Genomic DNA, 21,787 nt, shown 5'->3' with positions numbered 1-21,787 from the left:
CTCAGAAGGCGCGGCCGATCAACGTGTGGGCGGCCCAGTCTCCAACGCGAAGGCCGCGATCGCGCAGCGAGCACTGCGCGCGGCGCAGCGCTTCCGCCTTCGTCTGGCCGTCGAGCCAATGCCGATAGAATTCCTGGGCCAATTTCTGCGCGTGATCCGGATCGACATAGAACAGGGTCGCGACGAGAGACGGCGCGCCGGCTTCGAGAAAGGCTTGGCGGAATCCCCCCACCTCGCTAGCAAGCCGGGCCCTGAAGCCGCCCGAGCGGCAAGCATTGAGAAACACGAGGTCGGCTTGGAGCCACGGCCCCTCGGCCTTGATCAGGGCGCGGGCTGTCAGATGGCCGCCAGTTAACTGCAAGGCCGAGGCGCTGAGCGTGTCCATGACGCCGGCGAGCACGTTGCCGTGGCAGGCCAAATGGATCACTCGAAAGCGCGTTGCTTCTGCGAGAAATCGTTCGGGAGTGGCCTCCGGCTCCGACAAATACAGGCTTTGCTTCCTCCATTCGGACTTGTCGTCGAAAAGTCCGGCGACCGCCTTCGCGTGGGCGGCGAAGCTGATCTCTCCGACGCCGACGCCGCCGGCGCCGAGCGTCAGGCAGGATTTCGTCTCCTGCGGGCGCCGCCCGAGGCATTCGAGTAAGCTCGCCACCGACGGCGCGATGACCGTCGCGCAGCGTTCGACTAGTGAAGTGCCGTCCTTTCCGGTCAAGGCCGCGAATGGGATCGAATGGAGGTGCGAGTCGGGGACGATGTAGAGGGTCTTGCAGGCTTCGACCGTTTCAAGAAGCTCCGCCAGGGGGCGTTGTAGCGCTTCGGAAATGCCAGGCAGCGCCTCGGCGAGACCCGCGTTCCATTGCTGCGGCCCATCATCGGCGGTCGGTAGCAACTTCTGCAGTTGAGCCTCGCCGAACTCGGCGGAGACTTCGCGCACGGGGCGGCCCGGAGCGACGATGAAGACGACCGTATCGAGCGGGCCGACAGAGAACAGGGCCAGCGCTGCGGGTCCATCTGGGTGTCGTGCAAGAGCGTCGATGAGAAGCGGCAGGATTTCGCGTGAGGATGCTGCGCCAGCGGGCGAGAGCAGTTGACGATGCGCGCGCAGCAGCCGACCGCGACCGCGTTCGGCCCACTCGAACCCTTCGGCGGCGCGGCCGAGCCGGGCGCAGATGCGCGCGGCCGCCGCGTAGGCGGCCTCAATGTGTTGCAATTCGTCCCCGCCCGCGCCCGGCCCGTCGCCGAGCGGATCACGCCGTCGCTCTGGAAACAGGCCAACGGCTTCGATGGCGTCGGCGAGCGCCTCCTCATCACGCCCGAGGCGCTGCAGCGCGGCGCTGCGGGCGGTCAACGCCTCGCCGCGGGTCTGGGCGTTGGCGGAGAAGTTCAACGCGCCGTCGATGTCCTTCAACGCGCCGGCGTAATCGCGATCGAGAAAGCGGGCCATCGCGCGCTGCAACAACGCCTGGGCGAAACCCTCGCCGTCCTGCGCGTCGCGGCAGGCGCGCAACACGACATCGAGCTCGGTAATGGCGCGCGTTCGCTCCGCCGCGGCGCAGCCCGAGATCAACAGGCGGATCAAATCGCGCCGCGCGCCGTCGATGAAGCCGGCGATGCCGGTCTCGTTGCCGATCGCCAGCGCCTCATCGAACAGCTCGATCGCCTCCTGGCGACGGCCAGGGCGGCCCTCGCAAAACCGGCCATAGGTCATGCGCGTCGTCCAGCGCTCGCGCGGGCTCCTCGCGGCCATGAGCGCAGCCTTCAGCCGGCGATCGGCGCTCGCATAGCCTTCCCGCTCGATGAGCGCCTGCCCACGCAAGAGCTGCATGTCGATCTTATAGGCCTCGTCGCCGGCGAGTTGTGGCGCTCCGCCGCGATCGAGTTCGGCATTCATTGCGTCAAGCACCGCGCCCGAGGCGTCCCAGCGCAAGGCATATTCGTACCGCTGGCGCCAGATGCTGCGAATGAGCACCGGTTGGCGGCTCTTGATCGCGGCCTCGTAGGCGAGATCAAGCGTCCGCGCGTATTTCTCGCGGTCGCCGCGAGCGAGGGCGATGTGCGCAAGCAGGCCAAGGCTTCGTGATACACCCTCGCTTGAGCGCTGCGCCTGAATTGCCCGCATCGGCGCGAATTCGACGCTGGCGCCGATCCGGTCCGCCCAGCGCCCGGGATCGGAAAAAGAATCGGCGATCTCGATCGCTTCGGTCATCGCCGCTTGCGCCGCTTCGAGGTGGCCCGCCTCGAACTCGATCTTGCCGAGGGTCTCAAGAAGAAGAGCGCGTTCGGGGTCGTCGACGGCTGCCAAGTCAAGACCGCGCCGACACGCCACTCGAGCGCCCGCGGAATCCCAGGTCATGGTGAGGGCGCCGGCAACCCCGAGCCACAGGAAAATACCCGCTTGGCGGGCGCGCTCCGCCAGGGTGTGGCCCCATGCGCTCGTGAGCGGACCGGGCTCCGCCGCCCATGCTCTGATCTCGTCGGCGATGCTCTCCGACTCCCCGGCAAGCTCTCTCAGTGGGCCGAGGACCTCTTTGGGCTGCGTCGCAACCAATGAATGGAGGCTTTGCCCCTGACGTTCGAGAGCGACGAGGCGCGCCGCCAAGGCCCGGAAGCGCGTTTCGCCCGCCTCGCTCATCAGGCGCCGAAAAAGGAGGACTTCACCGTGGTAGGCAAGGCTTTGACGAAGCCAGTCACTTCGTGCGCAAGCTTGGCGCCGTCCTGGAGTTGGCCCCATTCGATCGTTTCTAGCTTGCCGTCCTTGAACTTGATCTTCTTCGGCACGGCGATCATCGCAAGAATGACCACGCCGGCCAGAAGCGTCAGGTCCATATGAGGCTGCGCCGCACGCCGTAGCGCCTCATCGAGATAATCGCGAAGGCCAGGGGTCTGCGCCGCTTGGTCGAGAACGAGGCGGGCCACCTCGCCGCGCGCCTCGGTTTCCCTTTCCGCGAGCATTGCGTCGAGGAAAGGCGCGACGTCGGGAGGCGCGCCGTCGCGAGCCTCTTTGGCCAAATCATCAAGATCGGCGATGGTGGGCTTGCCCCCGTCGAACAGATTGACCGGCAACAGATCGAATAATTCCTTCACCGCCTGTTGCGCCTGCCCCGGCGACAACGCCGCTATCCGTTGATCCATGATTTTGCCTCCTGAGCCGGCGAGCGACCGCCCGGTCGGATTACAATCAGCGTCGCTTGCTCTCGCTAAACAATGGTTCGATGAAATCTTGTTCGATTATGTAGAGGAAACGCGTGCCCGGCAAGCGGCGGGGCTTCGAGGCGTAGCCGCGCGCGCGGCAAGGGCGTGCGCACTCAGCGCTACAAGGACGGCGGCGTGACCGACGCGAAGGTATTCTCACTCGCCGAAGGGCTGAGCTGGACGGATACGGCGGGCCGCGCGTTTAACGTAGCGGCGGCGGAGATGATGGAGTGGATGGGCATCGCGCGGAGGCGGGAAGGCTGCCGCGAGGGGGGCCGAAGAATAATAGGTTTGGGTGAGGGGCCGCCCTCGTCATTGCGAGGAGCGTAAGCGACGAAGCAATCCAAGTTAGCTACGGCGGCCCCGGATTGCTTCGCTTCGCTCGCAATGACGGCGTCGATCAGCTTGGTTTCGCAAAATCCGGAATCTTGAAAAACAGCTTCCCCTTCCGCCACAAGACGAAAGCCACGCCTCCCGCCGCGAGCGCAAAAACCCCGAAGCCGATGTAGAGATAGAATTCCTCGTCGGTGATGAGCCCCACCGAGAAGGGGTGGCGGCCCTCGTAGCTCCTGGCGCCGTCGTCGCTCGTGAGCTTCACATAGAGCTGGTAATTGCCCGCCTGCTTGAAGTTCTGGTCGAAATTCACCATGCCGTTGCGGAACTTCTGGATCGGCTGGCGGCTGATGGCGTCGACCTCCGGGTCCGGCTCGCTGTCGGGCCCTTTGGCGCGCAGCACGCGGACGTCCCAGTTCATGTCACGCAACTCATTGTCGCTGGCGTCCAGCACGATGACGGATGCGCCGGTCTCCGGTAGCGCGCCGCATTCGCGGTCGACGCTTTTCTTGGGCTGCATGGCCACAAATTTCATCGACTTCGGCCCCAGCGAAATGGGGCAGTCCGGGTCGTAATAATGCCAGCCGGCGGCAAGCGCATGCGACGAGAGACCCGCGGACGCCAGAATGGAAAGCGCCGCGCCAAGAAACAGCTTCTTCACCTTATAACCCCGCCCTCTTGTCCATTCCCGCATCTAGAACCGCTAGCATCTGGTCCATGGCCAGCGCCGGCTCGGCGCATTTTGAATCGCCCACGATTCGCGCTGGCACGCCCGCCACCGTCTTATTCGCCGGCACCGAATCGAGCACCACAGACCCGGCTGCGATCATCGCGCAGCGGCCGATCTCGATATTGCCGAGCACCTTGGCCCCGGCGCCGATCAGCACGCCGCGCCGCACCTTCGGATGGCGGTCGCCGCGCGCCTTGCCAGTGCCGCCCAGCGTCACGCCATGGAGCATGGAGACGTCGTCCTCGATGACGCTCGTCGCGCCGATGACGACGCCGGTGGCGTGGTCGATGAAGACGCCCTTGCCGATGACGGCGGCCGGGTGGATGTCGGTCTGGAAAATCTGCGAGGACAGGCTCTGCAGCGTCAGCGCAAAATCGCTGCGGCCATTTTTCCACAGCCAATGCGCCAGCCGATAGGTCTGCAGGGCATGGAAGCCTTTGAAGTAGAGCGCCGGCTCCAGAAGCCGTGTGCAGGCGGGGTCGCGCTCGACCACGGCCAGGAGATCGGCCCGGAAGGCCTCAGCAATGGCGCCGTCGTGGGCGAGGTAGGAGTCGAAGGCGTGGCGAATCGCCGCATAGGGCGCTTCCGGCCGGTCGAGGCGCTGCGCCACGCGGTGGATCACGACGCCAGCGACGCTCTCCTGCGCCATGATGGCGGGGTAGATGAAGCCGCCGAGCTCCGGCTCGCGGCGCAGCACATCCTCCGCCTCGAGCCGCAGGCGGGCGAGGAGCGGATCAAAATCTATGACGGACGCGGCTTTTTCCCGCGTTTCGGCGGCCATGGGACGCTTCCTCTTATCCGTTTCCGCTCGAACAGCTCGCGTTCGGCTCCCGGCGGGCCGTCGGCCCGACCGGGACTCCAGAGCCGCGATGGCTTTGATTTGGCGCTGGATTCCCGATCGCTCGCGTCGCAAGCGTCGGGAATGACAGCGAGCCGTTCCCGGAAAGCGCGCTTCCGGAACGGAAAGCGCGCCACGCGGCTATATAGCGCCTCGGGCGCGGGTGCGCATCAGGGGCGTTGCGCCAGGAATTCGACCACGGCCTGCTTGTAGATGCGGTCGCCCACGGCGCGGTTGTGGTCGCGGCCAGGGATGTCGACAACGCGGGCGTTGCGGAACAGCGGCTGCAGCGGCGAGGGGTCGCCGGCGACGTCGTCGCGCGTGCCCACGCAGATCAGCACGGGGCATTCGACCTTCGAGAGGACCGCCGGGTCCAGCGCCTTGCGAGCGCCGCGGACGCAGGCGGCGAGCGCCTTGAGATCGCTGCGGGTCGATTCGGCGAAGCCGCGGAAAATCTTGAGCATCGAATTATCGATGTCCTCGATCCGCTCGGCCTCCATGGCTTCGGCGAGGCCCGAGGGCAGGCCCGCGTCCTGAATGAGATATTGGCCGATGCCGCCGAGAATCAGCGACCGGACGCGGTCCGGATGGGCGAGCGTCAGCACGGTGCCGATTCGGGCGCCGAGCGAGTAGCCCATGACGTCGGCGCGGGCGATCGACAAATGGTCGAGGAGATGGGCCACGTCCGCCGCCATCAGGTCCAGCGCATATTCGGCGGGGTCGTAAAGCTTCTGCGACCGGCCATGGCCCCGATTGTCCAAGACGACGACGCGGCGTCCGTCTTCCGTCAGCGTTTTGACCCATTGGGTGAACATCCAGTTCACGGCATGGGTGGAGGCGAAGCCATGAATGAGGACGATCGGCTCGCGTCGGTCGTCGCCAAGGGGCTCGAAATCCGAATAGGCAATCTCGACGCCGTTCGAGACGAAAGTTTCCATGGCAAATCCTGTGTGACGATTCCTACTTAAAGAATCAGATTGGCGGCGCAAGCGCGGGCCGGCAAAAATAACAGCCCTTGCCAAGCGCTCCGGTTGTCGCTAAACGGTCGCTTGTCGCGGCGCTGACCCCCCGAAGCGGGGTCGAGACCGCCAGTCGACAGGCGCCCGTAGCTCAGCTGGATAGAGCACCAGACTACGAATCTGGGGGTCAGAGGTTCGAATCCTTTCGGGCGCGCCATCATAAAAAACACCTGCGAACTCCGTCCCGTGGTTGGCTCCCAAGGAGCGCTCTTGTCTGGCTGGTTGGAAGGGTAATCCCGGATATTTTGCGGCGTGTCTTGCGGGCAGGCGTCGGAACGCTTCGGCGTCTCCGCGGTGTGGGCCATCCGGTGGCGTCGCTGAAAGCCATGCGCTTTAGAATTTCCCTGGTCTCCGCTGGCGCCCGCCGCCAGAAGCAAAGCTTCCGTTGAATTTTAACGTATTCGCGCGCGGTCGGGCGCTCGATCCGGGAAGACGCCTCGCATCAGACGACGCGCAGGCTTCTCCTCTTCTCTCGCATATTCACAGACAAAAAGATTTTTGTGGAGGTAATTTTCGTGATTCATCATGGTCAAACAGATTAAGACAAAAGTATGTATAGTTTATGTGCGCTCCTCAAATTAACTCTCTGTAAAAGCGGACGTTAAGCGCTTTCATCATTTGCTGCGCCGCACGCGAAGCGTTTTGCATGCGTCAGCGCAATCGTCGCTGCGCCTCCATGAGTGAGCGGCCTGCTATCACTTGGTATTGTAAAATGTCCAGCCATAATGAAATGCAGACTCTGCAGTTGACCATCTCGACATATCTCGCTGCGCACGCCGATATCATGGACTGCTTTATGTCCGCAGTAATCGAACGGCTTCCCGGCAATATAGCAGGTGAATTGAAATCGTCGCTTCGGAAGGATGCCGAGGAAGGCAGAAATCCCAATCAGCCTTCGTCGAATATTGTGCGCCAGATAAAAGCCGACGCCCGATTCATGCGGGTTGAGCTGCTGGACTTGAATAGGCTGCGCGCCGCGTCCCTTGTCGTCGAGGAATGGGTGGCGCGCTCAGCCAATACGGTTGTAGCGTCCTATCAAATAAGCTCTGGCGTTGTAACGTTGCATAAACCGCAAGACTAGCGTGCCTTCAGCTGCATGGAAAACCACGCGAGCGGCAGGAGCCGACTGCAGAACCCGATGCGTCGGGCTAGCGTTCTTTTGAGCTGCGCAGCGGGTTGCGATGCGTCTCCAGACATTCTCACAGCCGGGCGTTGCCTAGCGGCGTGAAACGCATGTAAATAAATTTGTCCTGGGAGATTTCGAAATGATCCAGAGTCACCGCTAGGCGGCAAGGCACTCGACAGCGGAGCGATCCGCTGGCTGGACTCTTTTTCGAGATCATCATGAAAAGACTTCACAAGAAGACATGCGTCATTACGGGCGCGGCGCGCGGCATTGGTCGCGCGATTGCTCACCGCTTTCGTGACGAAGGCGCGGTCGTCATTCTCACAGACATAGACGAGGCGGCTGGCGCGGCGGCCGCCGCAGAAATCGGCTGTCGGTTCGAGAAGCTCGACGTGCGGGAGGAATCCGAGTGGCGGCGCTTGGCCGAACGCGTCCCAACAGCCGACGTGGTGATCAACAACGCTGGCGTAACGGGGTTTGAGCAGGGCGTGGCGGCCCATGATCCCGAACACGCGAGCCTTGCAGATTGGCGGGAAGTCCATCGAGTCAATCTCGACGGGACATTCCTTGGGTGTCGCTACGCCATCGAGGCGATGAAGGAGCAAGGCAGCGGCTCAATCATCAACATCTCGTCTCGTTCCGGCTTGGTGGGTGTCCCGCTTGCGGCTGCTTATGCCTCATCAAAGGCGGCGATCCGCAACCACAGTAAGACAGTTGCGCTCTACTGCGCACAGAAGGGATGGAAAATCCGCTGCAACTCGATCCATCCGGCGGCGATCCTGACGCGGATGTGGGAGCCGATGCTGGGACCCGGGCCCGATCGGGAGGCCAGGATGCAAGCGTTGGTTGCCGACACGCCGTTGAAGCGTTTTGGAATGCCCGAGGAAGTCGCGGCAATCGCCGTCACTCTGGCTTCGGACGAAGCAAGCTATGTGACGGGGACAGAGGTACATATCGACGGCGGCTTGCTGGCCGGGTCCGCCGCATCCCCTGGCTGAGAGGATCGTTGGCCCCGGCGCATGCCGGCCGGATTGAGCGTCCGCGCGACGCTGCGCTCGATCAATCGGCCGCATATGCGCCGCGCCTTGCCTGTTTCCTTACACCCGCTCGGCGCCCGCGACAGCGGCCGCATCGGCTTTGAACGCCGACGCAAGCATATCGATGAAAGCGCGCAGCTTAGGCGGCGCATGGCGGCGGCTCGTATGGATCGCGAAGATCCCCGCGGGTTCTTTGCGATAGTCCGCGAGCACCTGCACCAGCTCTCCGGATTTAAGATAGGGCTCCGCCATAAAGTCGGGTTGCAGGACGATGCCGCAGCCATCCGCAGCCATCCGACTGAGCGCCTCGCCGTTGTTGCATAGTATTCGCCCGCCGACGCGCACTATTTCCTCGCCGAGCGGTCCCGTGAAGGTCCAGACGGCGCCCGTGCTGGCGTAAGAAAAGATCAGGCATTGGTGGCGAGAGAGATCCGCCGGCGTCGTGGGGCGGCCGTGCTCGGCGAGATAGGACGGGGAGGCGCAGACGACGAAGTTTGTGGATCCGATTTTCCGAGCGATGAGGGAGCTTTCGGCGAGCCGCCCTACGCGTATGGCGAGATCAAATCCCTCGTCCACGAGGTCGACCACGCGGTCATTCAGGACAAGCTCCACCTCCACGCGGGGATGGCGGCTCACGAAAACGGAAACCTGCGGCGCGATCTTGGACACGCCAAGCCGCACAGGCGCCGTGACGCGCAAGCGCCCGACCGGCTCGGCCCCCTGTGACGTGGCTTCGCGATCCGCCTCGTCGATTGCAGCCAGAATCTCGCGGCAGCGTTCGAGATAGCTCGCGCCTTGCTCCGTCAGGCTCACTTTGCGCGTGGTTCGATTGAGCAGGCGCAGGCCGAGATGGGCTTCGAGGTCCATGATCTGCCTGCTCGCCATCGCCCTCGAGAGACCAAGGCGCTCGGAAGCGAGGGCGAAGTGGCCGGTCTCCGCAACGGCGACGAAGGCCTTCATAGAGGATAGCTTGTCCATATTGTCTCGTTATATAAGATAATCAATCTACAACAGCGATAATTATCTCGTCCGGAAAATCGAATAGCTCTTTCGGACGGCGACCGCGGTCGGCCGAATGGACGAAAGGTTCTTCGAAATGTCGTTTTCTCGCACAGCGCCCTATGGCGCCATGTTGTTGCGCCTGAGTCTGGGCGTTTTGTTCCTCGCCCACGGCCTGCTCAAAGTCCTCGTCTTCACGCTTCCCGGGACGGCCGCGTTCTTTGGAACGCTCGGCTATCCGCCGGCGCTCGCCTATGTCGTCGTCGGCCTCGAAATCGTCGGCGGCCTGATGCTCTTGGCCGGGCTGTTCACCCGCGTCGTTTCCCTCGCGCTCGCGCCCCTTCTCATCGGGGCCTTGCTCGTTCATCTGCCCAATGGCTGGAGGTTCTCAGCGGCCAATGGCGGCTGGGAATTTCCGGCTCTCTGGATTGTCCTGCTGTTTGCTCAGGCGCTGCTCGGTCCGGGCGCTTTTGCGCTTCGACTCCCCCGCGCCCTCTCCAGTTCCGCCAATCCTGTGTCCATCTGAACGGAGTTGATCGCATGTCCCTCATCGCCATCGTCTATCACAGCGGCTACGGGCACACTGCGCGGCAAGCCGAGGCCGTCGCCCGCGGTGCGCTTTCCGTCTCCGGCGTTACATCGCAGCTGATTAAGGTCGAAGATATTGAGGATCATTGGAACGCCCTCGAAAAGGCGGACGCGATCATCTTCGGATCGCCGACCTACATGGGCAGCGCCTCGGCGCCGTTCAAAGCCTTCATGGACGCGAGCTCGAAGGTCTGGTTCGGGCAGGGCTGGAAGGACAAGCTCGCCGCCGGCTTCACCAACTCCGCGAGCCAAAGCGGCGACAAGCTCGCGACCTTGCAGCAGCTCGCGGTCTTCGCCGCGCAGCACGGCATGATCTGGGTCGGCCTTGGCTTGATGCCAGGAAACAACAGCAGCGCTGGCCGCATCGACGATCTCAACCGGCTTGGAAGCTTCCTCGGAGCCATGGCGCAATCCAACGCCGATCAAGGCCCCGAGCATGGCCCGACGCCGGCTGATCTCAAAACCGCCGAGCATCTGGGCTATCGAGTCGCCGAGGCGGCTCAACGTTGGGGCGCTCGCCTTTAGAGCGCATTCCGCAAAAGTTGATAGACTTTTGCGGAATGCGCTCCAGCTTTTTGAGCTGCGGGCTTTCTCATCGCTCGCATGATTCCATGCGAGCGGAAAGCGCGCTAGGCGAGCGTCGGATAATCCACGTAGCCTTCCGGGCCTTTCGAATAAAAGGTCTCGAGTTTCGGCTCGTTGAGGGCTGCGCCCAGGCGTAAGCGTTCGACGAGGTCGGGATTGGCGATGTAGAGCTTGCCGAAAGCGACGGCGTCGGCCTCGCCCGCGGCAATCGCCACTTCGGCGGTTTCGCGCGTGTAGGCTTCATTGGCGATATAGGCGCCGCCGAATTCTTTCTTCAAATAGGGCCCCAGCGCATCCGGGCCCTGATGCTCGCGCGCGCAGATGAAAGCGATTTTGCGCCGGCCCAGCTCGCGCGCGACATAGCCGAAGGTCGCTTTTGGGTCCGAGTCGCCCATGGATTGAGCGTCGCCGCGCGGCGCGAGATGCACGCCGACGCGCCCCGCTCCCCAGACGTCGATGGCCGCGTCGGTAACCTCCAGCATCAGGCGCGCGCGGTTCTCGATGGAGCCGCCATAGCGATCGGTTCTTTTATTCGCGCTGTCTTGCAGGAACTGATCGAGCAGATAGCCATTCGCGCCATGGATCTCCACGCCGTCGAAGCCGGCGCGCTTGGCGTTCTCGGCGCCTTGCCGATAGGCCGTGACAACACCGGGAATCTCGTCGATCTCCAGCGCGCGCGGGACGGGATAGGGCTGCTTTGGCCGCAGCAGGCTGACATGCCCTTGTGCGGCGATGGCGCTGGGCGCGACGGGCTGCGCGCCGTCGAGATAGATCGGGTGGGAGATGCGCCCGACATGCCACAATTGCAGCAGGATGCGGCCGCCCGCTTCATGGACCGCGCGCGTGACCTCGCGCCATCCCTCGACTTGCGGTTCCGACCAGATGCCTGGCGTGTCTGGATAGCCGACGCCCATGGGCGTGACGGAGGTGGCCTCAGTGAGGACCATCCCCGCCGAGGCGCGCTGGACATAATGATCCCGCATGAGCGCATTCGGCGTGCGGCCCTCGCTTGCGCGGCAGCGCGTGAGCGGCGCCATGACGATCCGGTTCGGGAGTTGCAGATCGCCAACACGCAAAGGATCGAAGAGATTAGGCATAGAAGCTCCGGTCAGTGGGCGAGACATGTTGGTTTCGGTTTAAGGCATTTTTGAATCGAGCTCGATTGTCTCCCCATCGACGATGAAACTTCCCATCCCTTTGTGGTGGATGGTCTTCGACCCTCTCCGGGCGGGATCGATCCAGGCTTTCACGCCCTGCAGCACAAAGAGACAATACTGGTTCACGAGGCGCGTATCGACGACCTTGCACTCGATATTTGCGAAGCAGTCGACGACAAGCGGCGCCGACACCTTCTCCGCTTCCCCCTTGGTCAGGTGGAAGGCTTCGAATTTATCGACGTCTCGCCCTGAGCAATTGCCGATCGCCACAACCGTCTCCGCCATCTCCGCCGGCGGGATGGCGACGACGCATTCCTTCGTCGCGCGCAAGGCCGTAAAGCTATGATCCCGGTCGCTGACCACGCAAGCGATGAGGGGCGGCTCGAAGTCCACCATCATGTGCCAGGACATCGTCATGACATTAGCCGGGCCTTTATGGGAGGTCGTCAGCAGAACCACCGGGCCGGGCTCGATGAGTCGGTAGACGTCGCGCAAAGGCAAATCTTTCATCGCCGGACCTCCGCCATAGGCGTTCGTGGTCGATCTTCCGGTTTCTAGATGTCATCGTGGAGATGGCCTCTGTCGCCGCCGCTTTCAAAGGCTTCCGGCGGATAGCGGACCCGCATTTTTCTCGGCGGGTTCACGCCCTGCGACTCTACGTCGCGCAAACTAGACAGTTTTGTGCAAACCATGACAAGCTTGTCGTGTTAGAAACGAAATTGTCAGTATTTCCGGGCGCGAAGCAGCCGCTGACCGTTCTGAAGTGCTTGTTTTTCTGCAGGTTTGAAAACCACGTCGCAAGATCGCGATTGGCTCGTTCCTTGCTGCGATCTCTGTGAAAGAAGAGCGGCTCCCGTCCTCGACGCGAGAAGCCGCCGCTTTTTAGGAAACGCAGTGGGGGAGAGGAATGCCCGCCATCGAGACGTTTTACGATGTGATCCGACGTCAGGGGATCACGCGCCGCAGCTTCACGAAATTTTGCTCTCTGACCGCCGCGAGTCTGGGGCTCGGGCCCATCGCCGCCTCCAAGATGGCGCAAGCGCTGGAGACCAATCCGCGCGTGCCGGTCATCTGGATGCATGGCCTCGAATGCACCTGCTGTTCCGAGAGCTTCATCCGCTCGGCGCATCCTCTGGTGAAGGACGTCGTCCTCTCCATGATCTCGCTCGACTATGACGACACGATCATGGCGGCCGCCGGCCATCAGGCAGAGGCGATCCTCGAAGAGACCAAGCAAAAATATAAGGGAAAATATATCCTCGCCGTCGAGGGCAATCCGCCGCTCAACGAAGGCGGCATGTTCTGCATCGACGGCGGCAAGCCTTTCGTCGAAAAGCTGAAATGGATGGCCGAGGACGCTTTTGCCATCATCGCCTGGGGCGCTTGCGCCTCCTGGGGCTGCGTGCAGGCGGCGGCGCCCAATCCGACGCAGGCGACGCCGATCGACAAGGTCATCAAAGACAAGCCGATCATCAAGGTCCCCGGCTGCCCGCCGATCGCGGAAGTGATGACCGGCGTCGTCACATATATCACGACCTTCGGCCGCCTGCCGGAGCTCGACCGCCAGGGGCGGCCGAAGATGTTCTACTCCCAGCGCATCCACGACAAATGCTATCGCCGCGGGCACTTCGACGCCGGCCAATTCGTCGAGGAATGGGACGACGAGGCCGCGCGCAAAGGGCATTGCCTCTACAAGATGGGCTGCAAGGGGCCGACGACCTACAACGCCTGCTCGACGGTGCGCTGGAACGGCGGCGTCTCCTTCCCGATCCAATCCGGCCACGGCTGCATCGGCTGCTCGGAAGAGGGCTTCTGGGACAAGGGGCCGTTCTACGAGCGCCTCTCGAACATCCGGCAATTCGGCATCGAGAAGAACGCCGACGAGATCGGCCTGGCGGCGGTCGGCGTTGTCGGCGCGGCAGTGGCGACCCATGCGGCCGTTACGGCGGTCAAGCGCGTCGTGACCAAGCGCGAAACCGAGAAGCTCTGATCATCCCATTCTGATGCGAGCGCGCGCGAGCGCCTCGCCGCTACAGGAATTCAAGTCATGGGCATCCAGACTCCCAACGGCTTCAAACTCGACAATTCCGGCAGGCGCGTCGTCGTCGATCCGGTCACGCGCATCGAAGGCCATTTGCGCATCGAGGTGAATGTCGATTCCAAAAACGTCATTCGCAACGCCGTCTCCACCGGCACGATGTGGCGCGGCATCGAGGTCATCCTCAAGAATCGCGACCCGCGCGACGCCTGGGCCTTCACCGAGCGGATTTGCGGCGTCTGCACCGGCACCCATGCGCTCACCTCCGTGCGCGCGGTCGAGAATGCGCTGAACATCAACATTCCCGAGAACGCCAATTCGATCCGCAACATCATGCAGCTCTGCCTGCAAGTGCACGATCATCTCGTGCATTTCTACCATCTGCATGCGCTGGATTGGGTCGACGTCGTCTCGGCGCTCTCGGCCGATCCGAAGGCGACCTCGGCGCTGGCGCAGTCGATCTCGCCCTGGCCTTTGTCCTCGCCGGGCTACTTCAAGGATCTGCAGACGCGGCTGAAGAAATTCGTCGAGTCCGGCCAGCTCGGGCCGTTCAAGAACGGCTATTGGGGGCATCCGGCCTATAAGCTGCCGCCCGAAGCCAATCTGATGGCGGTGGCGCATTATCTGGAAGCGCTCGACTTCCAGAAGGATATCGTCAAGATCCATACGGTCTATGGCGGCAAGAATCCGCATCCGAACTGGCTCGTCGGCGGCGCGCCCTGCGCGATCAATGTCGACGGAACGGGAGCGGTCGGCGCGATCAATATGGAGCGGCTCAATCTCGTCTCGCAGATCATCGACCGCTCCATAGAATTCGTCGAACAGGTCTATATTCCGGACCTTGTGGCTATCGCCGGCTTCTACAAGGATTGGCTCTATGGCGGCGGCCTTTCGGGCAAGAGCGTCATGAGCTATGGCGACATTCCCGAGCACGCCAACGACTATTCGGCGGGCAATCTTCTGTTGCCGCGCGGCGTGATCTTGAACGGCAATCTCAAGGAGGTCCTGCCGATCGACAACGCCGATCCGGAGCAGATACAGGAGTTCGTCACGCACTCCTGGTACAAATATCCGGACGAGACCAAGGGGCTGCATCCTTTCGACGGCGTCACCGAGCCGAACTACAAGCTCGGCCCCAACGCCAAGGGCACGCCGACCAATATCGAGTCGCTCGACGAAGGCGGCAAATATTCCTGGATCAAATCGCCGCGCTGGCGCGGCAATGCGGTCGAGGTCGGCCCGCTCGCGCGCTACATCATCGGCTATGCGCAGGGCAATCCCGAGTTCAAGGAGCCGGCGGATCGTCTCCTCAAGACGCTCGGCGTTCCCGTCACGGCGCTGTTCTCCACGCTTGGCCGCACCGCCGCGCGCGGTCTCGAATGCCAGTGGGCGGCGCGCAAGATGCGCCACTTCCAGGACAAGCTCGTCGCCAATATCAAGAATGGCGACACGGCGACCGCAAATGTCGATAAGTGGGAGCCCAAGAGCTGGCCGACCGAAGCAAAGGGTTTTGGCTTCACCGAGGCGCCGCGCGGCGCGCTCGGACACTGGATCAAGATCAAGAACGGCAAGATCGACAATTACCAGTGCATCGTGCCAACAACCTGGAACGGCAGCCCGCGCGACCCGAAGGGCAATATCGGCGCATTCGAGGCGTCGCTCATGGACACGCCCATGGCCGATCCCGAGAAGCCGCTGGAAATCCTGCGCACCATTCACTCCTTCGATCCGTGTCTGGCCTGCTCGACTCACGTCATGAGTCCGGACGGGCAGGAGATGGCGTCGGTGAAGGTCCGCTAAAGGAGGCGTCCATGGTCGACGGCATCCAAGTTGCTGGCGTCGGCGACGCGCATGGCGCGCGCGCCGTCGAGCGTCAGACCGTTTATGTCTATGAGGCGCCCGTTCGCGTCTGGCATTGGGTGAACGCGCTCTGCATCACGGTCCTGTTCGTCACGGGCTATTTCATCGCCAGCCCCTTTCCGAGCGTGACCGGCGACGCGAGCAGCAGCTTCCTGATGGGCTATATTCGCTTCGCCCATTTTGCGGCGGGGCAGGTTCTGGCCGCCTTCTATCTGCTGCGTATTTACTGGATTTTCGCCGGCAATGCGCATGGCCGGCAGATCTTCTACGTGCCGTTCTGGAGCGCCGAATATTGGGCGGGCGTGGCGCATGAAGCCGCCTGGTATCTCTTCCTCGCCAAGGCGCCGAAGAAATATGTCGGGCACAATCCGCTGGCGCAGTTGATCATGTTCTCCATGTTCACCGTGCCGCTGATCTTCATGATCGTGACGGGCTTCGCGCTTTATTCGGAAGGCGAGGGGATCGACTCCTGGCAGTATAAGGCTTTCGGCTGGGTGTTCCTGATCTGGCCGAACAGCCAGGAGGTGCATACGCTGCATCACCTCGGCATGTGGGTGCTCGTCACCTTCACGATCATTCACATCTACGCTGCGGTCCGCGAGGACATTGTGAGCCGCCAAAGCATCATCTCCTCGATGATCTCCGGCGAGCGCATCTTCAAGGACGAGGCGGCGGAGTGATGAGCGAAGGCGCGCCGAAAATCCTGGTCCTGGGCATAGGGAATATCCTCTGGGGCGACGAGGGTTTCGGCGTTCGCGCGGTCGAGGCCTTTCATCGGCGCTTCGAGACGCCTGAGGCCGTGACAGTGCTCGATGGCGGCACGCAGGGGCTTTATCTCGTGCATTTCGTCGAAGAGGCGGATTATCTCCTCGTCTTCGACGCCATTGATTACGGGCTCGAGCCCGGCGCCTTGAAGATCGTCCGCGACCAAGAGGTGCCGAAATTCACCGGCTCCAAGAAAATGAGCCTGCATCAGACCGGCTTTCAGGAAGTGCTGAGCGCCGCGGATTTGCTCGGCCGCTATCCGCAAAAGCTTGCGCTCATCGGCTGCCAGCCGCTCGATCTCGAAAATTGGGGCGGCGCGCTGACGGCGCCGGTTCAAGAGGCGATCGACGTCGCGGTCGAGGCGGGCGCACAGCTCCTCGCCGAGTGGGGCGTGGCCTTGTCCCCCCGTGACGACAATACGGCGATTGCGCTGCTCGCAAACGACATCGATCATCAGAGCTATGAAAGGCGCGTCTGATCCGGCGCGTCGGAGGTTCACAAGGAGCTGGCCATGAAGTCCTTCGCCAAAGTCGCCTTCGCTCTCCCCCTCATGGTCGCGGCCGGGGCGGCGCAAGCCAATCCCGGGTTGCATATCCATCCGCATTTGGCCGATGCCCCATTGGTCGACGTTCACCCGGCGCTGGGGCTCGCCCTCGTCGTGGCGTGCTGGGCGGCTCTCGTCTGGGCGACGGAAGCTTACGCGGCGGCGCGTCGTCGTCCCCTAGCCGCCCTGGCGAATTAGCGCCGCCGATGTGTCTCGGCTTCCCGATGACGGTGCTGTCCGGCGATGACGCGCGGGCGCTTTGCGAGCGCAAGGGCGAAACGCAATCCGTCTCGATGCTGCTCGTCGGGGCGCAGACCGCGGGAACGAAAGTGCTGGTACATCTCGGAACCGCCATGCGCGTTCTCGACGAGGAAGAGGCGCGATCGATCGACGACGCGCTGGATGGGCTCGAGGCCGCCTTGAATGGCGGCGACTTCGAGCAATATTTTGCCGATCTGATTGACCGCGAGCCGCAATTGCCGGATTTCCTGCGGGATCAGAAGTAAGGAGTAGGCATGCCCCTGCCGCAGGCCATCATCGACCGCATCGGCGCCTCGCTCATCGATGAAGCGAATGCGGACGCCCTTTTGAGCGCGCAAGGCGAAGACGGACGTTTCCTCCTGCTTTTTGCGGGGGACCCCGCGCAGCGGCCGGAAGCCACGGATCTCGCGGTGATTTTTCCGGAACTGCTGGAGGCGTTTGAGGGCCGTCTCTCTGGCGCGCTCGTCGCCGCGAATGCGGAGAAGAGCCTCGGCCAAAGATTTCAGGTAGACGTGCTGCCGAGCCTCGCCGTGATTCGCGGCGGCAAGACCATCGGCGTCATTCCGCGCATCCGCGATTGGTCCGAGTATCTCGAAAAGATCGAGGCTTTCCTCGCCCCCGACGCGGCGCCGCTCGCCAAGGCGGGCCCTCGCGTCGAAATCACTTTCTCGCAAAAAGGAGCCACCGCGTGAAGGCCGGCTTTTGGGTGGCGCCCGAAGGCGCCGACGACGCCATAACGCTGCTGCCGATCGGCGGCGAGGAGGCGCTGGATACGCGCCGCGAAGTGAACTTTCTTGCGACGCGGTCTGCGGCGGAGCTCATCGCGCGCTGCCCCGCCGTCGCCGAGCTGCTGCCGCAGCTTGCCGACGCGCTCGCCGCGCAAGCTGCGCAAGAGCCAAACAAACTGTTCGACATCACCGATTTGCCGGCGGAAGACCGCGAGCTTTTGGCCCAAGTGGTTGGCGAGGGCGAGGTCGCCGGGGTTGCGGTGTTAACCGATGGCGTCGTCGCGCAAATTCAGGAATCCGTCATGGCGGGCCTGTGGCGGGTGCGCTTCACTGACGCGAGCGGCGCGCTGGTCGCGGATTATCTCGAGATCGGCGCCATTCCGCAGGCGGTGCGCAAGGCCGCAGAGCTCGCCGCCGCCGACATCAGCTTCGGCGCGCCGCCCCAGGGCGCGATGAACGTCATGCCGGTGTTGGCGGAAATTCGCGAGCGGATGGCGGCGCACACGCCGGGCGCAACCAGCCACATCGTCAACTTCTCGCTTCTGCCAATGAACGATGCGGATATGGGCTTTTTGCAGGAGACGCTCGGCGACGGGCCGGTGCGGCTGGTCTCGCGCGGCTACGGAACCTGTCGGGTGCTCGCCACCGGCGCCCGCAATGTCTGGTCCGTGCAATTCTTCAACGCCATGGATACGATTATCCTGGATACGCTCGAGATCGGCGACGTTCCCGCCGCCGCCTGTGCGGCCGATGAAGATTTCCGCGACTCGGCCGAGCGGCTGCGCGAAATCGACGAGGCTTATTTCAAATGAGCTTCGAGAATTTCGGCCAGACGGAAACGTCCGACGACGACCGCATGGAATGCGGGGTCTGCTGGAGCGTCTATGATCCGGCCGAGGGCGATCCCGTCTGGCAGATACCGCCGGGCACGCCGTTCTCCGCCCTGCCGGAGGACTGGCGTTGTCCGAATTGCGACGCGCCGCGTGCGCGTTTCATGCGGCTCGGCAAGTGAGATTTGGCCGTTCGGCGTCATTCCCGGTCGAGGTTTCGGCCCGCCAGAAACGACAAGCCCCAGTGCGAGCCGTTCAAACGGAAATGGTGTGAGACACCGTGATGGACGATGACGCGGCCAGGACGATCGGGGAGACGCTCGCCGGGATCTACGCAGGCGTGCGCGCCGGGCCGATGCGCGACGTGCCGATCTGCAACGACGCGCTCGACGTGGCGGCGATCGGCTTTCGTGCCTTCGGAGAGAGCGCTATCGGCGTCGTGGTGACGCCCTGGTTCATGAATTTGATCGTCGTGCCAGAACCGCCCATCGCCACTGGCGCCTCGGTCCGCGTCGCCTTGCCGGCCGGCGACGTCGACTGCGTCCCCGCCCAGCTCGACGGCTTCGGCGCGATCCTTGCCTGCTCGCTGTTCTCGCCCATGTTCGAGTTTTCCGATATGTCGTCGGCGCGAGAAGCTGCGGGAGAGGCGATGAAGGCGCTTTTCGATCCTGGTCTGCTCGAAGAAAAGCCGGCGCAAAAACCGGCGGGGCTGGATCGCCGCGCCTTGCTGCGCGGGAGGCTCTCCGCCGAAGAGGCGGCGTCATGAGCGCGCTCGCCGGCCCCGGCGCCATACGCATCGGCGCGGACGTCGATACGGACGGGCGCGTCGTCTCGGTGTTCGTGAATTCGAGCCGGCCGGCGGGAATCGCGCGTATCTTTCGCGGGCGCGGCCCGCAAGAGGTTCCCCAGCTCGCCGCCCAGCTCTTCAGCCTATGTGGTTTTTCGCATGGAGCGGCGGCGCAGCTCGCCATTGCCGCCGCACGGGGCGAAGCGTTGTGCGACGCCGCGCAGTTTTCCGTCGTTGTCGGCCTCGCCGCCGAACAGGCCGTGGAATCGCTTCGCTCCATGGCCCTCGGCTGGCCGCAGGCGGGCGAGTCGATGGATATGGCGCCCGCCGCCGCACCGCTGCGCGAGGCCATGAGCGCGGCGCGTCTCGTCATGGCCATTGCGGCGCGCGGGGAGGCCTGGACGCAGCGCGCAGAGCTTGGCGCGCCGATAAAGGCCATCGAGGACGCCGCGCGGTCCTTGGGCCTGCGTTGCGACGAGCCGGACGCGCCCGAGCGCGAGAGTTTCCTGGCGGCGGTCATGGCGCAAGCCCAGGTCGACGCCTTCCTGCGCCCGCACGCCCCCGACGCCTTGGAGGCGGCGGACGACGCCATTGTCATCGAGTCCTTGCGAAAGGGCCGCGATCATTTCGCCGCCTCTCCAACCTTGCCGCATCGCATCGTGGAGACGGGGGCTTTCGCCCGGCATTGGCGGGAGACCGAGAGCGGCGGCTCGGCCGTCGCCGCGCGCCTCGCGGCGCGGTTGATCGCGATTCGAGAGGCGTTGGACATTCTGCGTCGCGCGCTGTCGCGGGGCGGGGCCGACATGAGCGGCGCCGCCTTCCTTTGCCCGCTTGGCGCGGAGGAAGGCTTCGCCGCCGTCGAGACCGCGCGCGGGCGCCTCTATCACTGGGTGCACCTCGACGACGTCATGCGCGTGCGCGACTATGCGCTGCTCGCGCCGACCGAGTGGAATTTCCACCCGGCGGGCCCCTTCGCGGCGGCGCTGCTCGGCGCTCCTATTGGCTTTGGCCCTGAGGCGCGGCTGCGCATCCGGCGGCTTGCCGCCGTCTTCGACCCTTGCGTCGCCTTTCAGGTCGAGCTGCGCGAGCCGCTCCATGCATGAGATGGCGCTGACAGAGAGCATCGTCGACATCGTCTGCGAGGAGGCGCGCAAGCAGGGCTTCGGCAAAGTGCGCGTCGTGCGGCTCAAGGTCGGCGCCATGGCGCATGTCGAGCCCGAGGCGTTGCGCTTCTGTTTCGACGCCATTTCGCGCGGCACGGTGGCCGACGGCGCGACTCTGGACATCATCCACGCGCCGGGCGAAGGTTGGTGTCTCGACTGCGGCAAGACGGTGCCGCTCGACGAGCGCTTCGGCGCCTGCCCCGAATGCGGCAGGCGGCATGTGCAGATGACCTCGGGCGACGAGTTGCGCATCGAGGAGTTGGAGGTCGACTGATGTGCACAGTGTGCGGCTGCGGAACGGCGACGATCGAGGGCGAGAAGGCGGGCGCGGAGAAGCACGCGGCCGACCATCACCATCATCACGACCATGCGCATGATCATGACCACGGGCGTCATCACCACCACGGCCATGATCACGACCATCATCATCACGACGACGCGCATGACCACCATCACGATCATGCGCATGGCGAGGCCATCGATTTCGGCGCCGGCGCCGCGGGCGTGCATGTCCCGGGCCTGAGCCAGGAGCGAATCGTCCGCATCGAGCGCGACATTCTCTCCAAGAACGACGCTTATGCGCGCGACAATCGCACGGTCTTCGCGCAGAAGGGCGTGCTGGCGCTCAATCTCGTGTCGAGCCCCGGCTCCGGCAAGACGACGCTGCTGGTGCGCGCGATCAACGATTTGAAGGAGAAAGCCGCCGTCGCCGTCATCGAGGGCGATCAGCAGACGTCGAATGACGCCGAGCGCATTCGCGCCACCGGTGCGCCCGCCATCCAGATCAACACTGGCAAGGGCTGCCATCTCGACGCGCATATGGTCGGCCATGCGCTCGAGAGCCTCGAACTGAAAAAGGGCGGCGTTCTGTTCATCGAGAATGTCGGCAATCTCGTTTGCCCGGCGGCTTTCGATCTCGGCGAGGCGCATAAGGTCGTCGTGCTGTCGGTGACGGAAGGCGAGGACAAGCCGCTCAAATATCCGGATATGTTCGCGGCCGCCGATCTCATGCTGCTGAACAAGTCCGATCTGCTGCCGCATCTCACCTTCGATGTCGGCAAATGTCTCGCCAATGCGCTGAAGGTCAATCCGCATCTGCAGACGCTTGTCGTCTCCGCGCAGACCGGCGAGGGAATGGCGGCGCTCTACGCCTGGATCGAGGCCCGCGCCGCGCACGCCGCCGCCGGCGCAGTAACAGCGGGCTGAG

25 protein-coding genes, 1 tRNA gene and 1 pseudogene are annotated in these 21,787 nt (G+C 63.7%); 19 read left to right on the top strand and 8 right to left on the bottom strand.

Going from position 1 to position 21,787, the window contains the following annotated elements:
* Window position 1: 1 nt before the first annotated feature.
* Both OGR47_RS14060 and OGR47_RS14055 read right to left on the bottom strand, forming a co-directional pair.
* Window positions 2-2,632 carry a CHAT domain-containing protein gene (locus OGR47_RS14060; protein WP_165053358.1) on the bottom strand — a complete coding sequence of 877 codons (2,631 nt, stop codon included), beginning with the start codon at window positions 2,630-2,632 and terminating at the stop codon, window positions 2-4.
* Window positions 2,632-3,132 carry a hypothetical protein gene (locus tag OGR47_RS14055; RefSeq protein ID WP_165053361.1) on the bottom strand — a complete coding sequence of 167 codons (501 nt, stop codon included), beginning with the start codon at window positions 3,130-3,132 and terminating at the stop codon, window positions 2,632-2,634. The genes OGR47_RS14060 and OGR47_RS14055 overlap by 1 nt, the downstream gene beginning before the upstream one ends.
* Window positions 3,133-3,282: 150 nt before the next feature.
* Here OGR47_RS14055 and OGR47_RS21920 point away from each other — a divergent pair.
* Window positions 3,283-3,491, top strand: a pseudogene (locus tag OGR47_RS21920) (hypothetical protein); the annotation flags it as partial.
* 101 nt (window positions 3,492-3,592) lie between these two features.
* On the opposite strand, the gene OGR47_RS14045 reads toward OGR47_RS21920, so the two are convergent.
* From OGR47_RS14045 to OGR47_RS14035, 3 genes are all read right to left on the bottom strand, one after another.
* Complete coding sequence (locus OGR47_RS14045) at window positions 3,593-4,186, bottom strand: hypothetical protein (protein WP_246729725.1); 594 nt, start codon at window positions 4,184-4,186, stop codon at window positions 3,593-3,595.
* Between the two features lies 1 nt (window position 4,187).
* A complete protein-coding gene (cysE, locus tag OGR47_RS14040) occupies window positions 4,188-5,036 on the bottom strand; it encodes a serine O-acetyltransferase (RefSeq protein WP_165053367.1) in 849 nt (282 codons plus the stop codon).
* 227 nt (window positions 5,037-5,263) lie between these two features.
* Window positions 5,264-6,031, bottom strand: a complete 768-nt coding sequence (locus OGR47_RS14035) for an alpha/beta fold hydrolase (protein ID WP_165053370.1) — start codon at window positions 6,029-6,031, stop codon at window positions 5,264-5,266.
* Between the two features lie 161 nt (window positions 6,032-6,192).
* Here OGR47_RS14035 and OGR47_RS14030 point away from each other — a divergent pair.
* The 3 genes from OGR47_RS14030 (at window position 6,193) to OGR47_RS14020 (ending at window position 8,236) form a co-directional block, all read left to right on the top strand.
* Window positions 6,193-6,269: transfer RNA gene (locus OGR47_RS14030), tRNA-Arg, on the top strand.
* A 489-nt stretch (window positions 6,270-6,758) separates the two neighbouring features.
* Complete coding sequence (locus OGR47_RS14025) at window positions 6,759-7,193, top strand: hypothetical protein (RefSeq protein WP_165053373.1); 435 nt, start codon at window positions 6,759-6,761, stop codon at window positions 7,191-7,193.
* Between the two features lie 263 nt (window positions 7,194-7,456).
* A complete protein-coding gene (locus OGR47_RS14020) occupies window positions 7,457-8,236 on the top strand; it encodes an SDR family NAD(P)-dependent oxidoreductase (RefSeq protein WP_165053376.1) in 780 nt (259 codons plus the stop codon).
* Between the two features lie 99 nt (window positions 8,237-8,335).
* Here OGR47_RS14020 and OGR47_RS14015 read toward each other — a convergent pair whose 3' ends face one another.
* The gene (locus OGR47_RS14015) at window positions 8,336-9,253 is read right to left on the bottom strand and encodes a LysR family transcriptional regulator (protein ID WP_165053379.1); all 918 of its coding nucleotides are present in this window, start codon (window positions 9,251-9,253) and stop codon (window positions 8,336-8,338) included.
* A 118-nt stretch (window positions 9,254-9,371) separates the two neighbouring features.
* Here OGR47_RS14015 and OGR47_RS14010 point away from each other — a divergent pair, with 118 nt between their 5' ends.
* On the top strand, window positions 9,372-9,800 hold the full coding sequence (locus tag OGR47_RS14010) for a DoxX family protein (RefSeq protein WP_165053382.1): 429 nt from the start codon (window positions 9,372-9,374) through the stop codon (window positions 9,798-9,800).
* Between the two features lie 14 nt (window positions 9,801-9,814).
* Window positions 9,815-10,387, top strand: coding sequence for a flavodoxin family protein (locus tag OGR47_RS14005; RefSeq protein WP_165053385.1), 573 nt, complete (start codon window positions 9,815-9,817; stop codon window positions 10,385-10,387).
* A 104-nt stretch (window positions 10,388-10,491) separates the two neighbouring features.
* Here the strand turns inward: OGR47_RS14005 and OGR47_RS14000 are convergent, their stop codons facing one another.
* Both OGR47_RS14000 and OGR47_RS13995 read right to left on the bottom strand, forming a co-directional pair.
* Complete coding sequence (locus OGR47_RS14000) at window positions 10,492-11,544, bottom strand: alkene reductase (RefSeq protein WP_165053388.1); 1,053 nt, start codon at window positions 11,542-11,544, stop codon at window positions 10,492-10,494.
* 39 nt (window positions 11,545-11,583) lie between these two features.
* Window positions 11,584-12,114, bottom strand: a complete 531-nt coding sequence (locus OGR47_RS13995; RefSeq protein WP_165053391.1) for a flavin reductase family protein — start codon at window positions 12,112-12,114, stop codon at window positions 11,584-11,586.
* 397 nt (window positions 12,115-12,511) lie between these two features.
* Here OGR47_RS13995 and OGR47_RS13990 point away from each other — a divergent pair, with 397 nt between their 5' ends.
* From OGR47_RS13990 to hypB, 13 genes are all read left to right on the top strand, one after another.
* Window positions 12,512-13,594, top strand: coding sequence for a hydrogenase small subunit (locus tag OGR47_RS13990; RefSeq protein WP_165053395.1), 1,083 nt, complete (start codon window positions 12,512-12,514; stop codon window positions 13,592-13,594).
* A gap of 57 nt (window positions 13,595-13,651) precedes the next feature.
* Window positions 13,652-15,442: a nickel-dependent hydrogenase large subunit gene (locus OGR47_RS13985; protein ID WP_165053398.1), complete on the top strand. Its 1,791-nt coding sequence runs from the start codon at window positions 13,652-13,654 to the stop codon at window positions 15,440-15,442.
* 11 nt (window positions 15,443-15,453) lie between these two features.
* Complete coding sequence (gene cybH, locus OGR47_RS13980) at window positions 15,454-16,182, top strand: Ni/Fe-hydrogenase, b-type cytochrome subunit (protein WP_165053401.1); 729 nt, start codon at window positions 15,454-15,456, stop codon at window positions 16,180-16,182.
* Complete coding sequence (locus OGR47_RS13975; RefSeq protein WP_165053404.1) at window positions 16,182-16,745, top strand: HyaD/HybD family hydrogenase maturation endopeptidase; 564 nt, start codon at window positions 16,182-16,184, stop codon at window positions 16,743-16,745. The genes cybH and OGR47_RS13975 overlap by 1 nt, the downstream gene beginning before the upstream one ends.
* Window positions 16,746-16,778: 33 nt before the next feature.
* On the top strand, window positions 16,779-17,009 hold the full coding sequence (locus OGR47_RS13970; protein ID WP_165053407.1) for a hypothetical protein: 231 nt from the start codon (window positions 16,779-16,781) through the stop codon (window positions 17,007-17,009).
* Between the two features lie 8 nt (window positions 17,010-17,017).
* Entirely contained in the window at window positions 17,018-17,317 is a 300-nt protein-coding gene (hypC, locus tag OGR47_RS13965; RefSeq protein ID WP_165053410.1) for a HypC/HybG/HupF family hydrogenase formation chaperone, read from the top strand.
* A gap of 9 nt (window positions 17,318-17,326) precedes the next feature.
* Window positions 17,327-17,764, top strand: coding sequence for a hydrogenase accessory protein (locus OGR47_RS13960; RefSeq protein ID WP_165053413.1), 438 nt, complete (start codon window positions 17,327-17,329; stop codon window positions 17,762-17,764).
* Window positions 17,761-18,612 (top strand): hydrogenase expression/formation protein, encoded by an 852-nt coding sequence (locus OGR47_RS13955; RefSeq protein ID WP_165053416.1) that lies wholly within the window; start codon window positions 17,761-17,763, stop codon window positions 18,610-18,612. Before OGR47_RS13960 ends, OGR47_RS13955 begins: the two co-directional genes overlap by 4 nt.
* Window positions 18,609-18,812, top strand: coding sequence for a rubredoxin (locus tag OGR47_RS13950; RefSeq protein ID WP_165053419.1), 204 nt, complete (start codon window positions 18,609-18,611; stop codon window positions 18,810-18,812). The genes OGR47_RS13955 and OGR47_RS13950 overlap by 4 nt, the downstream gene beginning before the upstream one ends.
* A gap of 101 nt (window positions 18,813-18,913) precedes the next feature.
* Window positions 18,914-19,396 carry a [NiFe]-hydrogenase assembly chaperone HybE gene (gene hybE / locus OGR47_RS13945; protein WP_165053422.1) on the top strand — a complete coding sequence of 161 codons (483 nt, stop codon included), beginning with the start codon at window positions 18,914-18,916 and terminating at the stop codon, window positions 19,394-19,396.
* Window positions 19,393-20,520, top strand: a complete 1,128-nt coding sequence (locus OGR47_RS13940) for a nickel-dependent hydrogenase large subunit (RefSeq protein ID WP_165053426.1) — start codon at window positions 19,393-19,395, stop codon at window positions 20,518-20,520. The genes hybE and OGR47_RS13940 overlap by 4 nt, the downstream gene beginning before the upstream one ends.
* Complete coding sequence (gene hypA, locus OGR47_RS13935) at window positions 20,513-20,854, top strand: hydrogenase maturation nickel metallochaperone HypA (protein ID WP_165053430.1); 342 nt, start codon at window positions 20,513-20,515, stop codon at window positions 20,852-20,854. Before OGR47_RS13940 ends, hypA begins: the two co-directional genes overlap by 8 nt.
* Entirely contained in the window at window positions 20,854-21,786 is a 933-nt protein-coding gene (gene hypB, locus OGR47_RS13930) for a hydrogenase nickel incorporation protein HypB (RefSeq protein WP_165053433.1), read from the top strand. Before hypA ends, hypB begins: the two co-directional genes overlap by 1 nt.
* Window position 21,787 lies beyond the last annotated feature (1 nt).

It is taken from the genome of Methylocystis sp. MJC1 (assembly GCF_026427715.1).
Taxonomy (GTDB): domain Bacteria; phylum Pseudomonadota; class Alphaproteobacteria; order Rhizobiales; family Beijerinckiaceae; genus Methylocystis.
Note: the sequence above shows the minus strand (reverse complement) of the source record. Positions and strands in the feature narration are given on the sequence as shown.